Origin of the sequence: Bacillus cereus group sp. RP29 (assembly GCF_040459765.1) — a bacterium.
GTDB classification, from domain to species: Bacteria; Bacillota; Bacilli; order Bacillales; family Bacillaceae_G; genus Bacillus_A; species Bacillus_A paranthracis.
Genome location: NZ_JARVHN010000001.1, coordinates 3,345,288 through 3,364,518, shown reverse-complemented (window position 1 = coordinate 3,364,518; position 19,231 = coordinate 3,345,288). Strand labels below are relative to the sequence as shown.

Below are 19,231 nucleotides of genomic sequence, written 5' to 3'. Positions count from 1 at the left end.
AGTATTTTAACATAAGGAGGCTGTTTATGAGGATTAAAGGGAATTATGTGCCGAAAAGGGAAGTTTTATTTTGCTCAAGTTCAATTACAGTAGGGGAAGCGCTAGAGCATTTAAATAAAACTGGTTATCGTTGTGTACCAGTTTTAGATGAAAAAAAAGAGAAATATTTAGGGAATATATATAAAGTAGATATTTTAGAATATAAAGGTTCACTGGAAGAGAGTGTATTACAACTATTAAACGATAAAGAAGGATATGTCAGAGAAGATTCTTCGTTCTTTAAAGTATTTTTTACAATAAAAAAATTACCTTATTTATCAGTAGTTGATGAAAAAGGAGTCTTTCTTGGGATTTTAACGCATAAAAAAGTTTTTGAGCTATTAGAAGATGCTTGGGGCGTTCATTCTAGTAAATATTCTGTCATGATTGGGACACAAGATTATAATGGGGCTATTCAAAAATTATCGACAGTATTAAAAAAATATACAGGTATCCAAAGTTTAATGACTTTTGATAATGATGCCTTATTAGTTCGTAGAATTATGTTTACATTAGGAGAAGAGTTTAACGATGGTGAATTAGAGACGTTATTGAAAGATTTAGAAGATCACGGATTTAGAGTGGTGTATGTGGAAGAGATGAAAAATCCACGTGAAGTTGAAACGATAGAATAATATGCAAAAGCCGTCTAATTTGAAGTGCACCCCAATTGTTAGACACAGTCTAACAATTGGAGGTGCATTTTTTATGGCTAAATTTTCTTCAAAAGAAAAAATCCAAGCGGTGAAACGATATTTAGATGGTACAGAAAGTGGAAAAATAATTGCTAAATCTGTAGGAGTTAACCCTAGCGTACTTCGTGAGTGGATTAGACGATATGAGTCTTCAGGTGAAAAGGCCTTTGAAAAGTGCTATACATTCTACCCAGCGCAGTATAAACTAGATGTACTTTATTATATGAATGAACACGGGACATCTATCAGAGAAACAGCGGCACTTTTCAATATACCGTCTTATGAAACACTTCGGAAATGGAAAATAGCTTATGAAACAGGAGGATTGGATGCCCTACAATTAAAGAAAAAGGGGCGTCCAACCATGAAAGATAAAAAAATAAAACCAGTAGATGAAGGATCAATCAAAGCCTTACAAGCGGAAAATGAGCGTTTACGTATGGAAAATGCATATTTAAAAAAGTTGAATGCCTTAGTTCAAAACAAAGAAAAATCACCAAACAAGACAAAGCGCAAGTAATCTACGAGTTAAGGCATGAATTTCCTATCAAGGAGTTACTTCAACTCGCAAACATTCCACGTAGTACGTACTATTACTGGATGAAACGTTTTAATCGTCCTGATCCAAATGCGGAGGTAAAAGAACTGATTCAAGCTATTTATAATGAACACGATGGGTGTTATGGCTATCGTCGTATTCGTGATGAACTTATGAATCGTGGACACAAAGTAAATCATAAAAAAGTGTATCGCCTTATGAAAGAATTAGGATTAAAATGTCTGGTTCGTATGAAAAAATATCGCTCTTACAAAGGGACAGTTGGGAAAATTGCGCCAAATATTTTAAATCGCAACTTCCAAGCTGAAAAACCAAATGAAAAGTGGGTTACAGATATTACGGAGTTTAAATTATTTGGGGAGAAGTTATACCTATCACCAATGTTGGATTTATTTAATGGTGAAATTATCACGTATACAATTGGTCCCAGACCGACCTATTCCCTTGTTTCAACGATGTTGGACCAAGCACTTTATTGTGTAACCGATCCGGATAAACTCCTCATTCACTCTGATCAAGGTTGGCACTATCAAATGAAACAATACCGTCATTCTCTTAAGAATTGTGGCATAACTCAAAGTATGTCTCGCAAAGGAAACTGTTATGACAATGCCGTTATTGAAAATTTCTTCGGTATCATGAAATCGGAATTTCTGTATCGAAAAGAATTTGAAAATATAACACATTTCAAACAAGAATTAGCAAAGTATATAGAATACTATAACCATAAAAGAATTAAGGCAAAATTAAAGGGTATGAGCCCAGTACAATACCGGGCTCATACCCTAGAGGCTGCCTAATGAAACGACCTGTCTAACTTTCGGGGGTCACTTCAATTATGTTGGATGGCTTTTGTTATGTTACGTGTATAAAATTATTTGAAAATAACGATAGGATAATAAGTGAGTTTGAAACAATATTTGTGCAAAAGAATAAAAAATGTAGATAATTTTGATTTTCAAAAAAGTCAATTTGAAAATATGTTTTTATTTTTCAACTAAATATGTTACTATATGTGTGATAAAAACAAAGAGGTCTGACAACTATACTCCGCGCAATACCACTCTGATGATTTAAAAATTCAAAAAAATCAAAAATCAAAAATTAATAATTAGAGTAAAAATAAGGGGACTGGAGAAATTATGGAGAAAGACACTGCTTTGTAAGGGGCATATTTTATCAGCTTGAACAGAGAGGAGGATGCATAGCATATTGTGAAAATAGAGATAAACAATGAAAAAGTGCTATGCAAATGAAAAGCATGAAGGGACGTTTAAGGCCAGGTGATACGGTAGCAATTGGTTTAATGTTATTTGCACTATTTTTAGGAGCAGGAAATTTAATTTTTCCACCAGTTTTAGGGCAACAAGCTGGAGAGAATGTTTGGGTTGCTACAATTGGATTCCTTGTAACGGGAGTCGGATTACCCCTATTAGCTGTAACAGCTGTCGCGTTTGTAGAGGGGGACTTGAAAGCGCTATCTTCTAGAGTTCACCCTATATTTGCGTTTGTTTTCCCATTAATTAGTTATTTAGCGATTGGACCTTTTTTCGCGATTCCGCGTACGGGAGCCGTTTCATTTGAAATGGGTATGAAGCCATTTTTATCAGAGGCATTAGTTTCCGAATGGTACATGCTATTTCTTTTCACTATAATTTTCTTCGGAATAACTTGGTATTTATCTTTAAATCCATCAAAATTAGTGGATTGGTTCGGGAAATTTCTTACACCATTGTTAGTATTAATTGTTGCTGTAATTGTCGGAAAGGCAATTGTTGATCCGATTGGAGAACCAGTTGCACCGCTAGAAGCATACAAGGAAAATGCTTTCTTTGGTGGATTTATTCAAGGATATTTAACGATGGACGCAATTAGTGCGCTTGTATTTGGAATTGTAGTTGTACAAGTTATCCGCTCTAAAGGAATAAAAGAGAGTAATCAAATTGCAAAAATAACAGTAGTATCAGGTATTATCGCTGTACTTGGTTTAACGTTAATCTATTTATCACTTGCTTATCTTGGTTCAACAAGTACATCACTTGGGGTATCAGAGAATGGTGGACTTATTTTAACGAATGTTGTAAATGAGTTATATGGAACAAGTGGTAAAATTTTATTAGGACTTGTTATTGTACTTGCTTGTTTAACAACTTCTGTTGGATTAACATCAGCTTGTGCTGGCTTCTTTACAAACTTATTCCCAAAACTTTCGCATAAAACGATTGTAACAATGGTATGTGTATTTAGTTTAATTGTATCTAACCTAGGTTTAACACAATTAATCGCAGTTACTTTACCAGTGTTAATGATTATTTATCCAGTTGCAATCGTATTAATTGTACTTTCTTACTTCCATAAATGGATTGGGAAGCGTAATACCATTTATATTGGAGCTATTTTAGGTGCGTTGTTAATTAGTTTCTTTAACGGTTTAGAAAGTGCGAATATTAAAATTGACGCGATTTCTAACGTACTACAAATGTTACCATTATATAAAGAAGGAATAGGATGGTTAATCCCATCATGTATTGGCGGGATCCTCGGTTTCTTCTTCTATAAATCAAATGAATCAAGTGAATTACAAAAGAAAGGTGCTTAGGCGCCTTTCTTTTTTTAAAGGGGATTTTTTTGTTTTGTCTAAGTAATAAATGAAAGGAGTGATAAAATGGCTAATTTTGAAGATTTTTTAACTTTGGATTTACGGATTGGGACTGTAACACATGCAGAGGAATTTAAAGAAGCGAGAGTTCCAGCGATTAAACTAGAAATTGATTTTGGAGAGCTTGGAATGAAACAGTCAAGTGCTCAAATTACGAAGAGATATAACCCAGAAGATTTAATCGGTCAGCAAATCGTTGCTGTTGTAAATTTTCCGCCAAAGCGTGTAGCGGGATTTAAATCAGAAGTACTTGTTTTAGGAGGAGTACCTGAAGCGGGTGATGTCGTATTACTGCAGCCTAATATGGAATTACCAAATGGAACAAAAATTAGTTAATGTAAAGGCGGGGGAACATGGATATTGGACGCGAATACGTACAGTGTGCCATTTCGAATTTTGAAGCAACAAAGAAACAAGGGGAACGGGTGCTTTCACAATTATCATATGAACAGATTGAATGGTCTTCTCATGAAGTAACAAATAGCATAGCAATTATAATTAAGCATCTGCACGGTAATATGCGTTCTAGATGGACGGATTTTTTAACATCTGACGGTGAAAAAATAGATCGTAACCGAGATGCTGAATTTGAAGGTGGTTATTCTTCTAAGAAAGAGGTACTCGCAGCATGGAATGAAGGTTGGGAATATGTTTTTAAAACGATGAATGCACTAACGTCAGAACATTTATTGCAGACGGTATATATTCGCGGTGAAGCACATACTGTCATGCAAGCAATTGAAAGACAAATTTCTCATTATGCTTTGCATATTGGACAAATGATTTACATTGGTAAAATGTTAAAAGAAAATGAGTGGGAATGTTTAAGTATTCCTAGAGGAAAGTCTAACTTTCATTTAGAGAAAAAACGTTCAACATAATAATAGGAAAGAAACCGATATAAAATTGGAAGTAAGAAAACAAGCCAAATGATAGATGGCTCTACAGTCATAAGAATGCTACCAACAATCAGCCCATATATAATAAGAAAGAAATTAATAAGTGTATTCACAGGGATAAATCGTGAGATAAAAACTTGCTGTCGTTTAAAACAATCACTATGAAATACATAAAAGCGGAAGTACCATGTGGTAGTAATAAGATCTTTCTTTCGCGTAATTCTTTTTTTGCATGTATGACAGATGAACGGTGGTTGCATTTCATTGCGCTCCATTTTCTATATTTGTAATAATGTAGGACAAAAGTAGGTACAAAGTGTATATCCCTATATACGCTCCTGATATAAGAAAAAATGGATTTAGTAAAATCCCATGAATACTTGTCATAAAAACTAAGTCTTGTATTAAAACATCATATATATGAATAGAAATGATTGTACCGAGTACATAAAGTGCTAGATATGCTGAAATATGTAACACAACACGGATGGTAGGATGCTTAGCAAGCCAATAAAAAATAAATGATAGTACAACGGGGAGTGTTCCTATTAGTAGTTTCAATTCATTTCACCTCATTAACAATATAGCCTGAATTTAGACGGTCTATTCTCTAGAGCTTGTACATAACTTGAAATAGAGAGGTGATAGTATGAATCGAGGCTTTTTTTATGTGAAATTCACGAGTGTACGTAAGTTAGTATTATTTATTATTGCTACAGTACTAGCGACTTTTTTTCTTATTAGTATGATGGTAACTTCTATGAAAGAGACAAAGTCAACGTATTTATATAATTGGTTAAATGAGTTATCAATGAATGGTTACATGTACGTTCTTGGGAAAGAGAATCATTATTTTACACAGGAATATAGAAATTTAAATCAAGATTTTTCAATATCTTCGTTTCTCTTTTCTATGGCTACGAATATTCGTTTTAACGATGTACGCAGTTTTGTCGGCAAAGAGCTACCTGGTTTCGGTAAGTACGATACAGAAATTGTTATTGCGGGTGAAGGAACAAATTATTCTAACTTGCCTATAGAGTCGAGCGTTCCACTTGAAGAAGTAGTAAAAGAACGGACTGGAGAAGGTGGACAGGCTCAAAAGCCGGATACGAATAAAGAGAAAAAGCAACCAGCTCAAACGACAGGAAAACGACAAGTTGCATTTATTTATCATTCGCATAGCTGGGAATCTTATTTGCCATTATTGAATTTAACAAATGATCCAAATCCGAATAAAGCCACAAGTTCCGTAACGAATATTTCAATAGTCGGCGACCGATTTCGTGAACAATTAGCAAATGAAGGAATCGGAGCAACTAACGACAAGACTGATGTTGGTCAAAAGTTGATTAGTAAAGGGTTAAATAGTAATAGTTCCTATAAAATGTCACGGGAAATTGTACAAGAAGCAATGGCCGGCAATAAAGAATTACAATACTTCTTTGATTTACATCGTGATAGTGCTCGGAAAAATGTCACGACAAAAATAATCGGTGATAAATCATATGCGAAGCTTGCGTTTGTAGTAGGGAAAGGTAACAAAAACTATGAAAAAAACTTGCAATTAGCAACGGCTTTACATGAGACGATTAGTAAGAAATATCCAGGCGTTAGTCGTGGTGTCATTCAAAAAGGATTCCAAACAGGAAATGGTGTCTACAATCAAGATTTGTCAGGACAAGCGATATTAATTGAAGTTGGTGGCGTAGATAATACAGAGGAAGAACTAAATCGATCGATTGATGCGCTAGCTAAAGCGTTTGGTGAATATTTCTGGCAGGCAGAAAAAGTGAATGGATAAAGTGAAACAGAAATGAATGCGAGAGTCTGAAAAAACGTGAGTGTAAAGCTTGCGTTTTTTTGTAATTAATGATGCGTCACAGAATAGACATAATTTGTCGATGTTATAGTAAGATCGAAATTTGTCAAATTATACTGGGAGATTTACAAAGGGATTTTCGGGAAAGTAGAGAAAATCTTTTTACAAGGAAAGCTTTTTATTATGAAATTGGTAGGGTGATTGAAGTGATTAGGGAAATCAAAGTAGAAGATGCAGCATCATTTTTGCAATTAAGTAAGCAATTAGATGAAGAAACAAAATTTATGTTGTATGAACCAGGAGAAAGGAAATTCACAGCCGAGCAACAAGAGCAAATGATTCAGCGCTTTGTAGAAAATAAATATGCAACAATATTGGTAGCAGTTGAAGAAGAGAGAATAGTAGGGTTTATTTTAGTGAATGGAAATCATATTCAAAGAAAGAGACATGTAGCAAGTATTGTAATTGGGATTTTGCAAGAGTATAGCGGGCGAGGTATTGGGACTAGATTGTTTAAAGAGGTCGAGAAGTGGGCAAGATTACATGATGTATGGCGTTTAGAATTAACGGTAATGGCCCACAATACAAGAGCTCAGGCACTATATAAAAAAGCTGGATTTGAGAAAGAAGGTGTCAAAAGAGCTGCTCTTATTATCGATGGAGAGAACATCGATGAGTATGAAATGGCCAAATTATTAAAATAAGAGGTCGTTATATGAAAAAAAGATGGATACTACTTGGTATCGTAGCGGCGATACTCATTGTTGGAGTAGCAGGAATCAATTATAAAATGTATAAGGATAAGCAAGCGCGCGAGGTGAATGTAAATAACATATTTCCGAAAGCGAAAGAAACGATTGCGAATATGGATGGAGATATTGCGGTAATTAGTAATCCGAATTCAATGCTTGTGCTTGTGAATAAAAGTAGGCGTTTACCAGACGGGTATAGACCGCCAGATTTAGTTATTCCGAAAGTGCGCTATTCTAGTGAAGGTGATCAAGAAAAGAAAAAAATGAGGAAAGAGGCGGCCGGTGCGCTTGAGGAAATGTTTCAGCAAGCGGATAAGGAGCGTGTTTTCTTATTTGCAGTCTCTGGATTTAGATCTTTTGATCGGCAAAAAGCGTTAAATACAATGTATAAAAAACAAGATGGAGAAGCCAAAACGGCAATGTCGAGTGCAGTTCCTGGAACGAGTGAACATCAAACAGGACTAGCTATGGATATCACATCACAATCTGCTAAGTTTCAGTTAGAGACAATTTTTGGTGAAACGAAAGAAGGGCAGTGGCTTTCTGAAAATGCCCATAAATTTGGTTTTGTCATCCGATATACAAAGGAGAAAGAATCGATTACGGGCTATCGATTTGAACCATGGCACGTGAGGTATGTGGGAAATCCACAAGCTACATATTTATATGAAAATCAACTAACACTTGAAGAAGTAGCGCAGTGAACAATTGAGGGGAGAGAAGGATTATGACGGTGTTATATAAGAAAAAAGTACACGCATATGTGACAAGAGAAAAAGAAGGAGTTATGCAACTGCTTGTTTTTAAACATCGTGATATACCTGAAGCTGGTATACAAATACCAGGAGGAACAGTGGAAGAAGGGGAAACATTAGAAGCAGCGATTTTACGTGAAGTACAAGAAGAGACTGGATTACGTCATTTATGCATAGAACGATTCCTAGCTGATTACATCATACATGTGAAAGAAAAAAAGGAATATCAAAAACGCCATTTCTTCCATGTAACATTACTAACAGATGTAAAAGATAGTTGGGAACATATTGTAAGTGCTGGTAAGGAAGATGAAGCATTAGTATTTTGCTACGACTGGGTTGATATTGTAAAATGCCCTGAATTAGCCGGGAAACAAGGTGAGTTTTTACACTTGTTAGATGAAGTATATGTAAAGTAAGAAAAGAGTCTGAAGCGGACGTTTATACGTTTCAGACTCTTTTTATTTTTCAGGAAATAAAAGGTTTTTATATTGGTAAGTTGAATTCTTATAGAGGGATTGTAGTTGTATATGTGAGGAGCGGAGAAAATGAAAAAGTAATAGAGACATGCTATCAATAAAGGGTTATAGAAGGAGAATGAAAATGGAGATGCAGTTCAATACACTATTACAAAAAGAATTAACAATTCATGATATACAAACAGCGATGGAAGATGAAAAGTTAACTTCAAAAGAATTAGTTATGTATTATCTTCATAGAATTGCAAAGTATGATCAAGACGGACCGAAAATTAATTCTATTTTAGAAATAAATCCAGACGCTATTTTTATTGCAGAAGCGTTAGATCATGAAAGAAAGATTAAAGGTGTAAGAGGTCCATTACATGGCATACCGGTTTTACTTAAAGACAATATTGAAACGAACGACTCTATGCATACAAGCGCAGGTACAATTGCGCTAGAACAACATATAAGTAGTGAAGATGCATTTCTCGTTACGAAGCTGCGAGAAGCAGGAGCAGTGATAATAGGGAAAACAAATATGACAGAATTAGCAAATGCAATGTCATTTGAAATGTGGGCTGGATATAGTGCAAGAGGTGGGCAAACAATAAACCCTTACGGTACGGGTGAGGATGATATGTTTGTTGGTGGCTCAAGTACAGGATCTGCCATAGCAGTTGCTGCTAACTTTACAGTAGTATCGGTTGGAACAGAAACAGATGGTTCTATTTTGAGTCCAGCTGTTCAAAACTCTGTAGTCGGTATTAAACCGACTGTTGGTTTAATTAGTCGTAGAGGTATTATTCCATTTACGTATTCGCAAGATACAGCGGGGCCATTTGCTAGAACAGTAACAGATGCTGCTATTTTGCTAGGGAGTTTAACAGGGATAGATGAGAAAGATGTAGCTACTCGTAAAAGTGAAGGGATAGCAGAACATGATTATACAAAGTATTTGGATGTTAACGGTTTAAATGGAACAAAGATTGGTGTATATAACAACGCACCAAAAGATTATTATAAATCTGGTGAGTATGATGAGAATTTGTTTAAGGAAACAATTGAAGTATTACGTAGTAAGGGTGCGACAGTAGTAGAGGATATTAATATTCCGTCTTTTCATAGAGAATGGAGCTGGGGTGTATCGCTTTATGAATTAAAGCATAGTTTAGATAACTATCTTTCGAAATTGCCTTCTACTATACCAGTCCATTCTATTTCAGAGTTAATGGAGTTTAATGAAAACATAGCAGAAAGAGCTCTGAGATATGGACAAACTAAGTTAGAAAGAAGAAAAGATTTTCCTAATACGTTAAGAAATCCAGAGTATTTAAATGCAAGATTAGAAGATATATATTTTTCACAAGAACAAGGCATTGATTTTGCAATGGAAAAATATAATCTTGATGCGATTCTGTTCCCTTCTTATATAGGCTCCACTATATGTGCGAAAGCAGGTTATCCGTCTATAGCAATACCTGCGGGATATATGGATAACGGGAGACCATTTGGAATTACGCTTGCAAGCACTGCTTTTCGTGAGGGGACTTTAATTAAACTCGCATACGCTTTTGAACAAGCGACAAAGCATCGGAAATCTCCTAACTTATCATAAATAAAATAAATAGGGCAGGAAATCCTGTCCTATTTATTTTGTTCATTAAAGTGACATGTTTTTTTGCTTTGTCTTATCATATTTTAATAAGTTAAATGATAAACAAGCAGAGCACAATATAAGGATTGAAGCGAGAATATAGATCGTACGAACACCGAACAAATCGGTAACAATGCCAACACTCAGCATAGAAAGGCCAGAAGCTGTTGAGAGAAGAGCGCCGTGAGCTGTATACATCTTTGATAATAAAGATGGAGCGACGCTGGATTGTAAAACAGTTGTTTGAGAAATATCTCTAATTTGGTAACATGGGCCCATTAGAATGCATAGGAACAGCGCGATGAATCCGCTACTTGTTATACCATATAAAAATGTAAGAATACTAAACAGAAGAGAGCCTATCGCCATAGAGCGTATTAAATTGTTTTGAATGTATGTACTCATTTTCCACGCTAATAGACCGCCAATTAACGTCCCAACATAATAACTTGTATTAATAAATCCCCACCATTCTTCTCCTTTATGAAGGACAGTTGTTACATAAGCCATCGTAATAGCACCGATCCATATCGTCCCTGCAAAAGTTTCAATTAAGTCCATACATGTAACAGTACGGAGAGAAGGGTTTTGAAATAAGAGCTTCCAACCTTCCAATAAAGTATCACCTTTTGAAGAAGAAGGCTTTATTACTCGTTCAGTATGTATGGATCGTAATGAAAAGTGTAGTGCAACACATCCGAAAATCATCAATATGTTATTCATCATAAGTGTAGTAGTAGCGCCGACGAGAAGAACAATAATACTTGTAAATGAATAAGCAGCGGCTTGTGCAATTTGTGTGGAAAAGGAAAAAATACTATTTACTTTTACTAATTTTTCTTTCGGTGTAAGGCGCGGAAGAATACCGTATAGTAATGGAGCGCTCCAGCCACTACATAATGAAATGAAAAAAATGAAAATGAATAGTACTACAATGTTTGTGGAAAGGGCCGGGAATAATATCATGAATAAAAATAATAGAGCAGTTTTTATCCATTGTAGTGTAAACAGTAATGAATAAGATGGAAAACGATTTATGATAAGTGGTGCAGATGTATTTGCTATAAGATTAGTTATGACTTGGAGCAATGGAAACAGAGCAGTTATTGTAGCTGATTTAGTTGTAATATACATATGAGTAGTAATAATCATTATGTATACGATGTCAGCGAGAGTAATGCATATTTTCGATCCTAAAAAGTAAGTCAATGAACGTTTTTGCAATAAGCACACAACCTTTCTGGAAAAATATGAAAGTAGTTATAATAATTATAATTAAAAAATAAAATTTTGAAAGAATTAAATTTTTTGTCACTTTTTGAAAGGAAATTTCATGTATAATGAAGAATATATTAATATAGTATTTTAATAATACTCATTGTAACAGTGAAAATGTACAATAGCTTGTAGTAAGCGCCCACGTATTAGAAAGGGCGGATAAACCATTCTTTTCTTCATATACATATAGAAAATGAGAAAGAAAGTGAGGGTTGCATATGGCTGCTTGGGTAATTTGGTTTATAATAGCTGGTATTTTATTTATTGCGGAAATGCTGTCGATTACATTTTACATGCTTTGGCTTGGAATTGGAGCTGTTGTCGGAGGTCTAATTGCTTTGTTTGTTCCTGAAGCACTACTGTTACAAGTTATTGTTGGTGGGATTGTAAGTTTAACATTGACTTTCTTTACGAAAAGAATTTCAAAAAACTTTCGAGAAGCAAAAGGTTTTACTGATACAGTAGATATGCTTGCAGGTAAAAAAGGGATTGTTATGCAAGCGATTACAAATGAGGCGAACGGCATTGTGAAAGTGGATGGAGATACTTGGACAGCTATTGCAGATGATCCAATTGATGCCGGAGAAAAAGTTATTGTTATAAAGAGGCATAGTACTATATTACAAGTAAAAAAGGAGAGTGAATAAATATGGTAGCATTAACGTTAACGATTATTTTTGCACTAATTGTTGTTACATTTATCGCATTAACAATAAAAATTATTCCACAGCAAAAAGTTGGAGTTGTTGAAAGATTTGGTAAGTTTCAGCGTGTAATGCAGCCAGGATTAAATTTATTAATACCGATTGTGGATCGTGTTCGTGTATATCATGACTTACGTATTCAACAAACGAACGTACCACCGCAGAAGGTAATTACGAAAGATAATGTACAAGTGGAAATTGATACAATTATTTTCTATCAAGTCGTTGAACCGGAACTTGCGACATATGGTATTTCGAACTATGAATACGGTGTTCGTAACATTACTTCAGCAACGATGCGTCAAATCATTGGTAAAATGGAACTGGATGAAACGTTATCTGGTCGTGAAAAAATTTCAACAGAAATTCGCTTAGCGCTTGATGAAGCAACAGAAAAATGGGGCGTTCGCATTGAACGTGTTGAAGTTGTCGATATTAATCCGCCTAAAGATGTGCAAGCGTCAATGGAAAAACAAATGAAAGCAGAACGTAATAAACGTGCGATCATATTAGAAGCTGAAGCTGCAAAGCAAGATAAAGTCCTTCGTGCTGAAGGGGAAAAGCAAAGTAAAATCCTAATGGCTGAAGGGGATAAAGAAGCACGTATTCGAGAAGCGGAAGGTATTAAAGAAGCAAAAGAATTAGAAGCACAAGGGGAAGCAAGAGCGATTGAGGAAATTGCAAAAGCAGAACAAAATCGAATTCAATTACTTCGAGAAGCGGATTTAGATGAACGTATACTTGCTTACAAATCATTTGAATCATTAGCTGAAGTCGCGAAAGGGCCAGCAAATAAAGTCTTTATTCCATCTAATGCAATTGAAACACTGGGTACTCTCGGGGCAATTGGAGAAATCTTTAAAGAAAAACAAGCGAAGAAACTGCCTTTAAATAATACAGAAAAAGAACAATAAGAGTGAAAAAGAGAAATGGGATGCCATTTCTCTTTTTTATTATAGAAAATTCAGAGTATGATATAATGGAATTTTTCGGATATTAAAAAAGGGAGTGAAGAAACATGCAAATACTACTAATACGCCACGGAGAATCAGAAGCTGATATTTTAAACGTACATGAAGGACGAGCTGACTTTGAATTAACAGAAAAGGGAAGAGAGCAGGTGCAAAGACTTGTACAGAAAGTGAAAGCAGATTTTCCACCAGATTTCATTTGGGCAAGTACATTAAAACGTGCTCGTGAAACTGGTGAAACGTTAGCAGAGGGAATTGGGTGTCCAATTCAATTAGAAGAGGAATTAATGGAGTTCAATAATGGAGTGCAAGCAGGTCTTTCATTTGAAGAAGCTAAGAAATATCCCGAGCCACAGTTTCTTCATGATCGTTTTGAAAACGGGGAATCATTTATTGGATTTAGAATGAGAATAGAAGGCATCTTTTCTAAAATCGTGACGGAGAATACATATGACCGAATTGCAATCGTTGCACACGGTGGTGTAATAAATAGTCTATTACGTGCGTTTTTCAAAATGCCAATTTCAATGGACTATTATTTTAAAATGGGAGATACGGGAATAAGCTTAATTGAAATTGACGGTGAACAAAAAACGGTACATTTCATTAATGATACGAATCATTTGCACGGGATGTAGAGAATTATGTACAAAGTTGTATTTTTCGATGTTGACGGTACACTTTTAAGTGAGATTGATAGAAGTATGCACGAAAGTACAAAAGAAGCGATACTTAGGTTAATAGATAAAGGGATTCATGTAGTTGTTACGACAGGGAGACCGTATAGTTTATGCTCACAATTTAATGCGCTGGGCATAAATACAATTATTTCTGCAAATGGTGCACATATCAAGTGTGGGGAAACAGTTATACATAAATCAGTACTTTCAAGTGAAATCGTTCATGATCTCTCAGAGTTTGCTGCATTACATGGTCACGGTGTTTCTTATTTTACAGAGGATTTTGCAATGAACGGAATAGCCGCACATAATGGACGTGTAATGCAAGCGCTTAGCGAGACGTTGAATTTAGAGAAGTATCCAGAAAAAAGCAGGAATTTGTCAGAAGAAATCTATTGTTTATGTCTGTATGCAGATGAAATAGAAGCTCAAAAATTTCTTGAAAGATATCCAGCACTTACGTTTGAACGTTTTCACGGTTATGTTATGAATGTGTTGGAAGATAATAAAGTATCGAAGGTAACTGCAATTCAAAAGGTATTAGAACACCTAAACATTTGCAAATCAGAAGCCATTGCTTTTGGTGACGGTAGCAATGATATTGAGATGTTAGAGTATGTAGGATTAGGTATTGCGATGGGGAATGGCGGAGAAGAGTTAAAAACAAGAGCTGATTTCGTTACAAAGAAGGCGAGTGAAGGTGGTATTTTATTTGCCTTAGAAAAGCATTGTGTCGTCTAACGTACCTTTATTGAAATAAAGGTACGTTAGGATCTTTAATGTGCTCGCATAATAAAATATGTATTTGTCCACGATGATGATAAAAGTGTGCAACAATTTCAAGTAACCATTCAAACCGAGAATAAGAAACACCCCAATAGGCAGTCATAACTGCCGCTAATTCTTCATGGGAATAGGAAAGAAATGTTTTAGAGAGAAGGTTGTATCCTTCAAGCATTATTTGTTGCATGTACGCAATTGTTTCTGGTGTATGTTCTAAATAAAAGGTACGTAACTCTTTTTCCGTACTACCATTTAAAATGAGTAAATCAGCATGGCAAATAAGAGAAAGATGTGCACACATTTCAAAAAATGATCGCTTCGAGTGAATGGGTTGTATTTTTAATTCGTCTTCTTTATATCGGTTAAGCATTTGAATAGAAGTATCAACAGCAACTTGTAGTTGGTGTAATGCAGATTGTACAAACATTGTAATTCTCCTCTTCTCCGTATATAATAGTTTCTTGAGGATATTATATCATGCTCAAAATTCCGAAAATTCTAGTAGTTTGACTAGCATATTGAAAAGTATTATATTGTAAAAGGTCATATGAAACGTGAAATAGAATGGAATGCAATTATTGAGTTAGGAGTTAGACCAATGAGTTTGAAATATGGAAGAGATACAATTGTTGAAGTTGACTTAAATGCAGTAAAACATAATGTAAAAGAATTTAAAAAACGTGTGAATGATGAAAATATTGCAATGATGGCTGCTGTAAAAGCGAATGGGTATGGTCATGGGGCAGTTGAAGTTGCAAAAGCTGCTATTGAAGCAGGAATAAATCAGCTTGCAGTTGCATTTGTAGATGAAGCGATAGAGTTAAGAGAAGCAGGAATTAACGTGCCGATTTTAATTTTAGGCTATACGTCAGTAGCATCTGCGGAAGAAGCAATTCAATATGATGTAATGATGACTGTTTATAGAAGTGAAGATTTACAAGGTATAAATGAAATCGCAAACCGTCTACAAAAGAAGGCGCAAATTCAGGTGAAAATTGATACAGGAATGAGTCGCATTGGTTTACAGGAAGAAGAGGTTAAACCATTTTTAGAGGAATTAAAACGTATGGAGTATGTAGAGGTAGTAGGAATGTTTACACATTACTCTACGGCAGATGAAATCGATAAATCATATACGAATATGCAAACAAGTTTATTTGAAAAAGCTGTCAATACAGCAAAAGAATTAGGAATTCATATTCCATATATTCATAGTTCAAATAGTGCAGGTTCAATGGAACTTAGCAATACATTTCAAAATATGGTTCGTGTAGGTATTGGAATTTATGGAATGTATCCTTCAAAAGAGGTAGATCATTCAGTTGTTTCTCTGCAGCCTGCGTTGTCGTTAAAATCAAAAGTAGCTCATATTAAGCATGCAAAGAAAAATCGCGGTGTAAGTTATGGGAATACGTATGTAACGACTGGTGAAGAATGGATTGCCACTATACCGATTGGTTATGCGGATGGCTATAACCGTCAGTTATCTAATAAAGGGTATGCATTAATAAATGGAGTTCGAGTACCTGTTATTGGTCGTGTTTGTATGGATCAGCTCATGTTAGACGTTTCAAAAGCAATGCCAGTACAAGTGGGAGACGAAGTAGTATTCTACGGTAAACAAGGCGAAGAAAATATTGCAGTAGAAGAAATAGCGGATATGTTAGGTACAATTAACTATGAAGTTACATGTATGTTAGACAGAAGAATTCCACGTGTATATAAAGAAAATAATGAAACGACTGCTATTGTAAATATACTAAGAAAAAACTGAATCGTTATGATTCAGTTTTTTTTATTTTTGACAAATGAAAAATGCTCTGTTTGTACCGTGTGATTGAATGTCCTTAAAACCTACGGATTCTAGCGAAGAAATTATTTCTTCATTGGAATAACAAGCTTCTTCAAAAGAAAAGTCACTTCTTGTCCAATTATTATCTATGTCATGTTGAAATAGTATAAAGTTCATGACTGCTTTTTTATTGTCATTATCATATGTAGAATCGATTGTACAAACATATTCCGTTTCTGAAATGTGAAAGGAAGCGCTCCAGTTTTCTAGAAAACCTTTTTCCATATTCATATCAAATACGAATGTACCTTCACTATGTAATATAGAATAAACATTACGAAAAACACTTTTTAATTCATCTAATTTTAAAATATGGTTTAAGCTATCGCCAGTAGAGATAACATATTGAAATTGCTCATTTATATTGAAATAGCGAGCATCATCGACGATAAAGGCTGCGTCTGGAGCGTTTTGACGTGCGTATTCAATCATTTGAGCAGAACCATCTATACCAGTTACTACAAAATGATTCTCAATTAATTTCTTAGTAAGGTGACCAGTCCCGCAGCAAAGATCTAAAATATGAGAATGTGGTGGTGCATATTGTAAAATGAGTTTTTCCAAAAGTAGATAGGAGTGTTCAGCATAATGCCCCCAATGTTTATTATAAATGGATGCGAAAATATCATAATCAGAATATATTAGTTTTTTAGACATATGTATTTACCCCGAAATTCTTTACATTATAATAGTCATGCTTCGCTTTCATTTCAAAACCACATTGTGTATATAGTTTTAAAGCATTGTTATTTTTCGTTTCGACGTCTAATTTAATTGTTGAAACTCCTTTTGTAATAAGGGTATGTATCATGGACGTAAGAATATCTTTACCGTATCCTTTCCCTTGATAAGAAGGGTGAACGGCGAATCCTGATAGTGTAGTAGATTGGTCTTCTTTAGAAACTGTAATTGTTCCTATCACTTTTTCATCGATAAGAGCACTGTAAACTTGATGGGAAGATGAATCCATCATCTTTTGTAACCATGTAGCGGTGTTTTCTACTGAATCTCCAAACGATTTACTAGAAATTTCAATCAGATCAAGCAGTGATTTTGAAGATGCAAGAGTAAGTTGTATAGCATTCTTCGTTCTTTTTTGCGCTTCATTTGCTTTGAACTCCATACTATATTCACTATATAAATAAGGCAGCTTCATATGTATTGCAAATGCTTTCCCAGAAGCAGACTCCCCATTCATAATAAGAAGAGCTTCGTCTGCCTCTCTTAATCGTATTTCTTTCATTGCGGTTTGTAAAAGAGTAGTACCTATATATTGTTTCCTATAGTTCGGATGAACAAAGCCTATTAACTCAAGTTTGGTAGGTCTTTCAAAGTCATACATACTTAATGCACCGACTAATTGAGTATCGTCATAGAGTAAAAAGTCATGTATCTCTTCTTTATTACGAGCAGTTAAAAAGTTTACATGTAAATCTGAAGAGTAATCAATTTGATCGTGTTGCTCGCAAATATGAGCTAAATCTTTCATTTGCTGAATTTCGTTTACTGTTAAAGATTTCTTTCGTTCAATATTCATTTCACAACCCCTCACCTTCGTATTTAAAAATAGGATGGATGATTTAGCCACTTTCCTAACTCCACACTGCCCTGAACAGATAATAAACGGTACAAATATCGATAAGGACGTCTACATGCTACAAGATTAGGAATAGGCATGATGGTTTCATAACCTTGTTTAAAAGCATGAGCTTCCTTTTCTGTAAATACATATTCTAAGCCGATAAAATCAAATTCTCGGGGAGCAACTGCGTAAGCTTCTGTATCTACTAAACCTGTAATAGTTGTACCATCTGATAAAAACTGAGTAGGGTCCATATCAATTAAAACGAGCGTAGATTCCTTTGGTACCGGTAAGGAAGAAAGTTGTTGTTCAAAAGTAGGAAATGCGTTACGGATGCTCGCATTATTGGAATAAAATCTATTTACAAGTTCTTTACTGACTTTTAATATGTGAGACTTACATTCTTCTAGTGGAACTTGGAAAGTACCTGGTGGGTTTCCTATAAACTTTGCTTGAAACGAATGAATTTCTGCTAGTCCTTTTCCAAGGCTGAATAAAATTGAATCAGATTGTCCGATAAAGGATTGCAGCGTATTTCCTGTTAGTTTTTCGACACTAACAAACTTCCGACCATTTAAAACATGTTTTTGTAAAATAGTGGGGATGGGCAAGTTAGTATGCTTTTTCAATAATTCGTGTATATGCTCTAAATGATGTACGTTCCTCGGATCAATTCCAAATAGGTTTTTACATCCCCACCAAAAATCATTGTTTGGTTCTTCAGTCATTTTTGAGGAACGAACAATAACTTCTTCAAATGCTGTTTTAACAAGAAATACATCGCTTGCATGTTCTTCATAACCTGGGTGTAAAGTTTGAATAGATAAAATAGGTGAAGCGAATAGTTGTTGTAGCATGAAATCGCTCCTTTTTCTGTAAATTCGATAAATTCATTATATAACAGAATGTGTACGAAGTGGATAATGATAGGGACAACATAGAACTTAAATAAATTTACGGTGAGAAATCAGTGTGAAAATTATATTTTTCTACTTTTGTATGAATTATCAAAATAATTTTTGAATGATAAATCTGTAAAAATACAAAATATAAATCTCATATTTTTCAGTAAATGAAGAACTA

22 protein-coding genes are annotated in these 19,231 nt (G+C 34.8%); 15 read left to right on the top strand and 7 right to left on the bottom strand.

Annotated features, from left to right (window positions below; translation table 11 throughout):
• Window positions 1-26 precede the first annotated feature (26 nt).
• The 5 genes from cbpA (at window position 27) to QCI47_RS17895 (ending at window position 4,833) form a co-directional block, all read left to right on the top strand.
• Entirely contained in the window at window positions 27-674 is a 648-nt protein-coding gene (gene cbpA, locus QCI47_RS17915) for a cyclic di-AMP binding protein CbpA (RefSeq protein ID WP_001220514.1), read from the top strand.
• 73 nt (window positions 675-747) lie between these two features.
• Window positions 748-2,093, top strand: a protein-coding gene (locus QCI47_RS17910; RefSeq protein WP_152692390.1) for an IS3-like element ISBth10 family transposase whose coding sequence is annotated in 2 segments (ribosomal slippage) — window positions 748-1,189 and window positions 1,189-2,093 — 1,347 coding nt in all. Because the reading frame shifts where the segments join, the coding sequence is not laid out codon by codon here.
• Window positions 2,094-2,554: 461 nt separating this feature from the next.
• Complete coding sequence (brnQ4, locus tag QCI47_RS17905) at window positions 2,555-3,892, top strand: branched-chain amino acid transport system II carrier protein BrnQ4 (protein WP_074543014.1); 1,338 nt, start codon at window positions 2,555-2,557, stop codon at window positions 3,890-3,892.
• A gap of 66 nt (window positions 3,893-3,958) precedes the next feature.
• Window positions 3,959-4,288, top strand: a complete 330-nt coding sequence (csaA, locus tag QCI47_RS17900; RefSeq protein WP_001263033.1) for a chaperone CsaA — start codon at window positions 3,959-3,961, stop codon at window positions 4,286-4,288.
• Window positions 4,289-4,305: 17 nt separating this feature from the next.
• Complete coding sequence (locus tag QCI47_RS17895) at window positions 4,306-4,833, top strand: DUF1572 domain-containing protein (RefSeq protein WP_000351110.1); 528 nt, start codon at window positions 4,306-4,308, stop codon at window positions 4,831-4,833.
• On the opposite strand, the gene QCI47_RS17890 is transcribed toward QCI47_RS17895, so the two are convergent.
• The gene (locus QCI47_RS17890) at window positions 4,806-5,111 is read right to left on the bottom strand and encodes a hypothetical protein (RefSeq protein ID WP_002091944.1); all 306 of its coding nucleotides are present in this window, start codon (window positions 5,109-5,111) and stop codon (window positions 4,806-4,808) included. The genes QCI47_RS17895 and QCI47_RS17890 overlap by 28 nt on opposite strands.
• A 1-nt stretch (window position 5,112) precedes the next feature.
• A complete protein-coding gene (locus QCI47_RS17885; protein ID WP_000770753.1) occupies window positions 5,113-5,412 on the bottom strand; it encodes a hypothetical protein in 300 nt (99 codons plus the stop codon).
• Window positions 5,413-5,500: 88 nt separating this feature from the next.
• Here QCI47_RS17885 and spoIIP point away from each other — a divergent pair, with 88 nt between their 5' ends.
• The 5 genes from spoIIP (at window position 5,501) to QCI47_RS17860 (ending at window position 10,259) form a co-directional block, all read left to right on the top strand.
• The gene (gene spoIIP, locus QCI47_RS17880; RefSeq protein WP_001079296.1) at window positions 5,501-6,655 is read left to right on the top strand and encodes a stage II sporulation protein SpoIIP; all 1,155 of its coding nucleotides are present in this window, start codon (window positions 5,501-5,503) and stop codon (window positions 6,653-6,655) included.
• A gap of 224 nt (window positions 6,656-6,879) precedes the next feature.
• Window positions 6,880-7,377, top strand: coding sequence for a GNAT family N-acetyltransferase (locus QCI47_RS17875; protein WP_000617586.1), 498 nt, complete (start codon window positions 6,880-6,882; stop codon window positions 7,375-7,377).
• Window positions 7,378-7,388: 11 nt separating this feature from the next.
• Entirely contained in the window at window positions 7,389-8,129 is a 741-nt protein-coding gene (locus QCI47_RS17870; RefSeq protein ID WP_000747655.1) for a M15 family metallopeptidase, read from the top strand.
• Between the two features lie 23 nt (window positions 8,130-8,152).
• On the top strand, window positions 8,153-8,599 hold the full coding sequence (locus QCI47_RS17865) for an NUDIX hydrolase (RefSeq protein ID WP_076875719.1): 447 nt from the start codon (window positions 8,153-8,155) through the stop codon (window positions 8,597-8,599).
• A gap of 184 nt (window positions 8,600-8,783) precedes the next feature.
• Window positions 8,784-10,259, top strand: coding sequence for an amidase family protein (locus tag QCI47_RS17860; protein WP_076868409.1), 1,476 nt, complete (start codon window positions 8,784-8,786; stop codon window positions 10,257-10,259).
• Between the two features lie 45 nt (window positions 10,260-10,304).
• Here QCI47_RS17860 and QCI47_RS17855 read toward each other — a convergent pair whose 3' ends face one another.
• Entirely contained in the window at window positions 10,305-11,531 is a 1,227-nt protein-coding gene (locus QCI47_RS17855; protein WP_076868410.1) for an MFS transporter, read from the bottom strand.
• Between the two features lie 263 nt (window positions 11,532-11,794).
• On the opposite strand from QCI47_RS17855, the gene QCI47_RS17850 reads away from it, so the two are divergent.
• From QCI47_RS17850 to QCI47_RS17835, 4 genes are all read left to right on the top strand, one after another.
• Entirely contained in the window at window positions 11,795-12,223 is a 429-nt protein-coding gene (locus tag QCI47_RS17850) for an NfeD family protein (protein ID WP_071724594.1), read from the top strand.
• 2 nt (window positions 12,224-12,225) lie between these two features.
• Window positions 12,226-13,194 carry an SPFH domain-containing protein gene (locus QCI47_RS17845; protein WP_076868411.1) on the top strand — a complete coding sequence of 323 codons (969 nt, stop codon included), beginning with the start codon at window positions 12,226-12,228 and terminating at the stop codon, window positions 13,192-13,194.
• A 104-nt stretch (window positions 13,195-13,298) separates the two neighbouring features.
• Window positions 13,299-13,889 carry a histidine phosphatase family protein gene (locus QCI47_RS17840; RefSeq protein WP_309422779.1) on the top strand — a complete coding sequence of 197 codons (591 nt, stop codon included), beginning with the start codon at window positions 13,299-13,301 and terminating at the stop codon, window positions 13,887-13,889.
• Window positions 13,890-13,895: 6 nt separating this feature from the next.
• Window positions 13,896-14,672 (top strand): Cof-type HAD-IIB family hydrolase, encoded by a 777-nt coding sequence (locus QCI47_RS17835; RefSeq protein ID WP_076868412.1) that lies wholly within the window; start codon window positions 13,896-13,898, stop codon window positions 14,670-14,672.
• A gap of 7 nt (window positions 14,673-14,679) precedes the next feature.
• On the opposite strand, the gene QCI47_RS17830 is transcribed toward QCI47_RS17835, so the two are convergent.
• Window positions 14,680-15,141, bottom strand: coding sequence for a DinB family protein (locus QCI47_RS17830; protein ID WP_071679457.1), 462 nt, complete (start codon window positions 15,139-15,141; stop codon window positions 14,680-14,682).
• Window positions 15,142-15,312: 171 nt separating this feature from the next.
• On the opposite strand from QCI47_RS17830, the gene alr reads away from it, so the two are divergent.
• A complete protein-coding gene (gene alr, locus QCI47_RS17825) occupies window positions 15,313-16,488 on the top strand; it encodes an alanine racemase (protein ID WP_309422780.1) in 1,176 nt (391 codons plus the stop codon).
• 21 nt (window positions 16,489-16,509) lie between these two features.
• On the opposite strand, the gene QCI47_RS17820 is transcribed toward alr, so the two are convergent.
• Genes QCI47_RS17820 through QCI47_RS17810 form a run of 3 tightly spaced genes read right to left on the bottom strand, consistent with a single transcriptional unit; the run spans window position 16,510 to window position 19,005 of the window.
• Window positions 16,510-17,223 carry a class I SAM-dependent DNA methyltransferase gene (locus tag QCI47_RS17820; protein WP_071742461.1) on the bottom strand — a complete coding sequence of 238 codons (714 nt, stop codon included), beginning with the start codon at window positions 17,221-17,223 and terminating at the stop codon, window positions 16,510-16,512.
• Entirely contained in the window at window positions 17,216-18,103 is an 888-nt protein-coding gene (locus QCI47_RS17815; protein WP_309422781.1) for a GNAT family N-acetyltransferase, read from the bottom strand. The genes QCI47_RS17820 and QCI47_RS17815 overlap by 8 nt, the downstream gene beginning before the upstream one ends.
• A gap of 23 nt (window positions 18,104-18,126) precedes the next feature.
• A complete protein-coding gene (locus QCI47_RS17810; protein WP_000941346.1) occupies window positions 18,127-19,005 on the bottom strand; it encodes a hypothetical protein in 879 nt (292 codons plus the stop codon).
• Between the last annotated feature and the right edge of the window lie 226 nt (window positions 19,006-19,231).

Coding starts and splice junctions, on each gene's coding strand:
- QCI47_RS17840 (WP_309422779.1), top strand. CDS start 13,299: ATGCAAATACTACTAATACGCCACGGAGAATCAGAAGCTGATATTTTA.
- cbpA (WP_001220514.1), top strand. CDS start 27: ATGAGGATTAAAGGGAATTATGTGCCGAAAAGGGAAGTTTTATTTTGC.
- QCI47_RS17865 (WP_076875719.1), top strand. CDS start 8,153: ATGACGGTGTTATATAAGAAAAAAGTACACGCATATGTGACAAGAGAA.
- csaA (WP_001263033.1), top strand. CDS start 3,959: ATGGCTAATTTTGAAGATTTTTTAACTTTGGATTTACGGATTGGGACT.
- QCI47_RS17860 (WP_076868409.1), top strand. CDS start 8,784: ATGGAGATGCAGTTCAATACACTATTACAAAAAGAATTAACAATTCAT.
- QCI47_RS17850 (WP_071724594.1), top strand. CDS start 11,795: ATGGCTGCTTGGGTAATTTGGTTTATAATAGCTGGTATTTTATTTATT.
- QCI47_RS17810 (WP_000941346.1), bottom strand. CDS start 19,005: ATGCTACAACAACTATTCGCTTCACCTATTTTATCTATTCAAACTTTA.
- QCI47_RS17845 (WP_076868411.1), top strand. CDS start 12,226: ATGGTAGCATTAACGTTAACGATTATTTTTGCACTAATTGTTGTTACA.
- QCI47_RS17820 (WP_071742461.1), bottom strand. CDS start 17,223: ATGTCTAAAAAACTAATATATTCTGATTATGATATTTTCGCATCCATT.
- spoIIP (WP_001079296.1), top strand. CDS start 5,501: ATGAATCGAGGCTTTTTTTATGTGAAATTCACGAGTGTACGTAAGTTA.
- QCI47_RS17835 (WP_076868412.1), top strand. CDS start 13,896: ATGTACAAAGTTGTATTTTTCGATGTTGACGGTACACTTTTAAGTGAG.
- alr (WP_309422780.1), top strand. CDS start 15,313: ATGAGTTTGAAATATGGAAGAGATACAATTGTTGAAGTTGACTTAAAT.
- QCI47_RS17870 (WP_000747655.1), top strand. CDS start 7,389: ATGAAAAAAAGATGGATACTACTTGGTATCGTAGCGGCGATACTCATT.
- QCI47_RS17890 (WP_002091944.1), bottom strand. CDS start 5,111: ATGCAACCACCGTTCATCTGTCATACATGCAAAAAAAGAATTACGCGA.
- QCI47_RS17895 (WP_000351110.1), top strand. CDS start 4,306: ATGGATATTGGACGCGAATACGTACAGTGTGCCATTTCGAATTTTGAA.
- QCI47_RS17815 (WP_309422781.1), bottom strand. CDS start 18,103: ATGAATATTGAACGAAAGAAATCTTTAACAGTAAACGAAATTCAGCAA.
- brnQ4 (WP_074543014.1), top strand. CDS start 2,555: ATGAAGGGACGTTTAAGGCCAGGTGATACGGTAGCAATTGGTTTAATG.
- QCI47_RS17830 (WP_071679457.1), bottom strand. CDS start 15,141: ATGTTTGTACAATCTGCATTACACCAACTACAAGTTGCTGTTGATACT.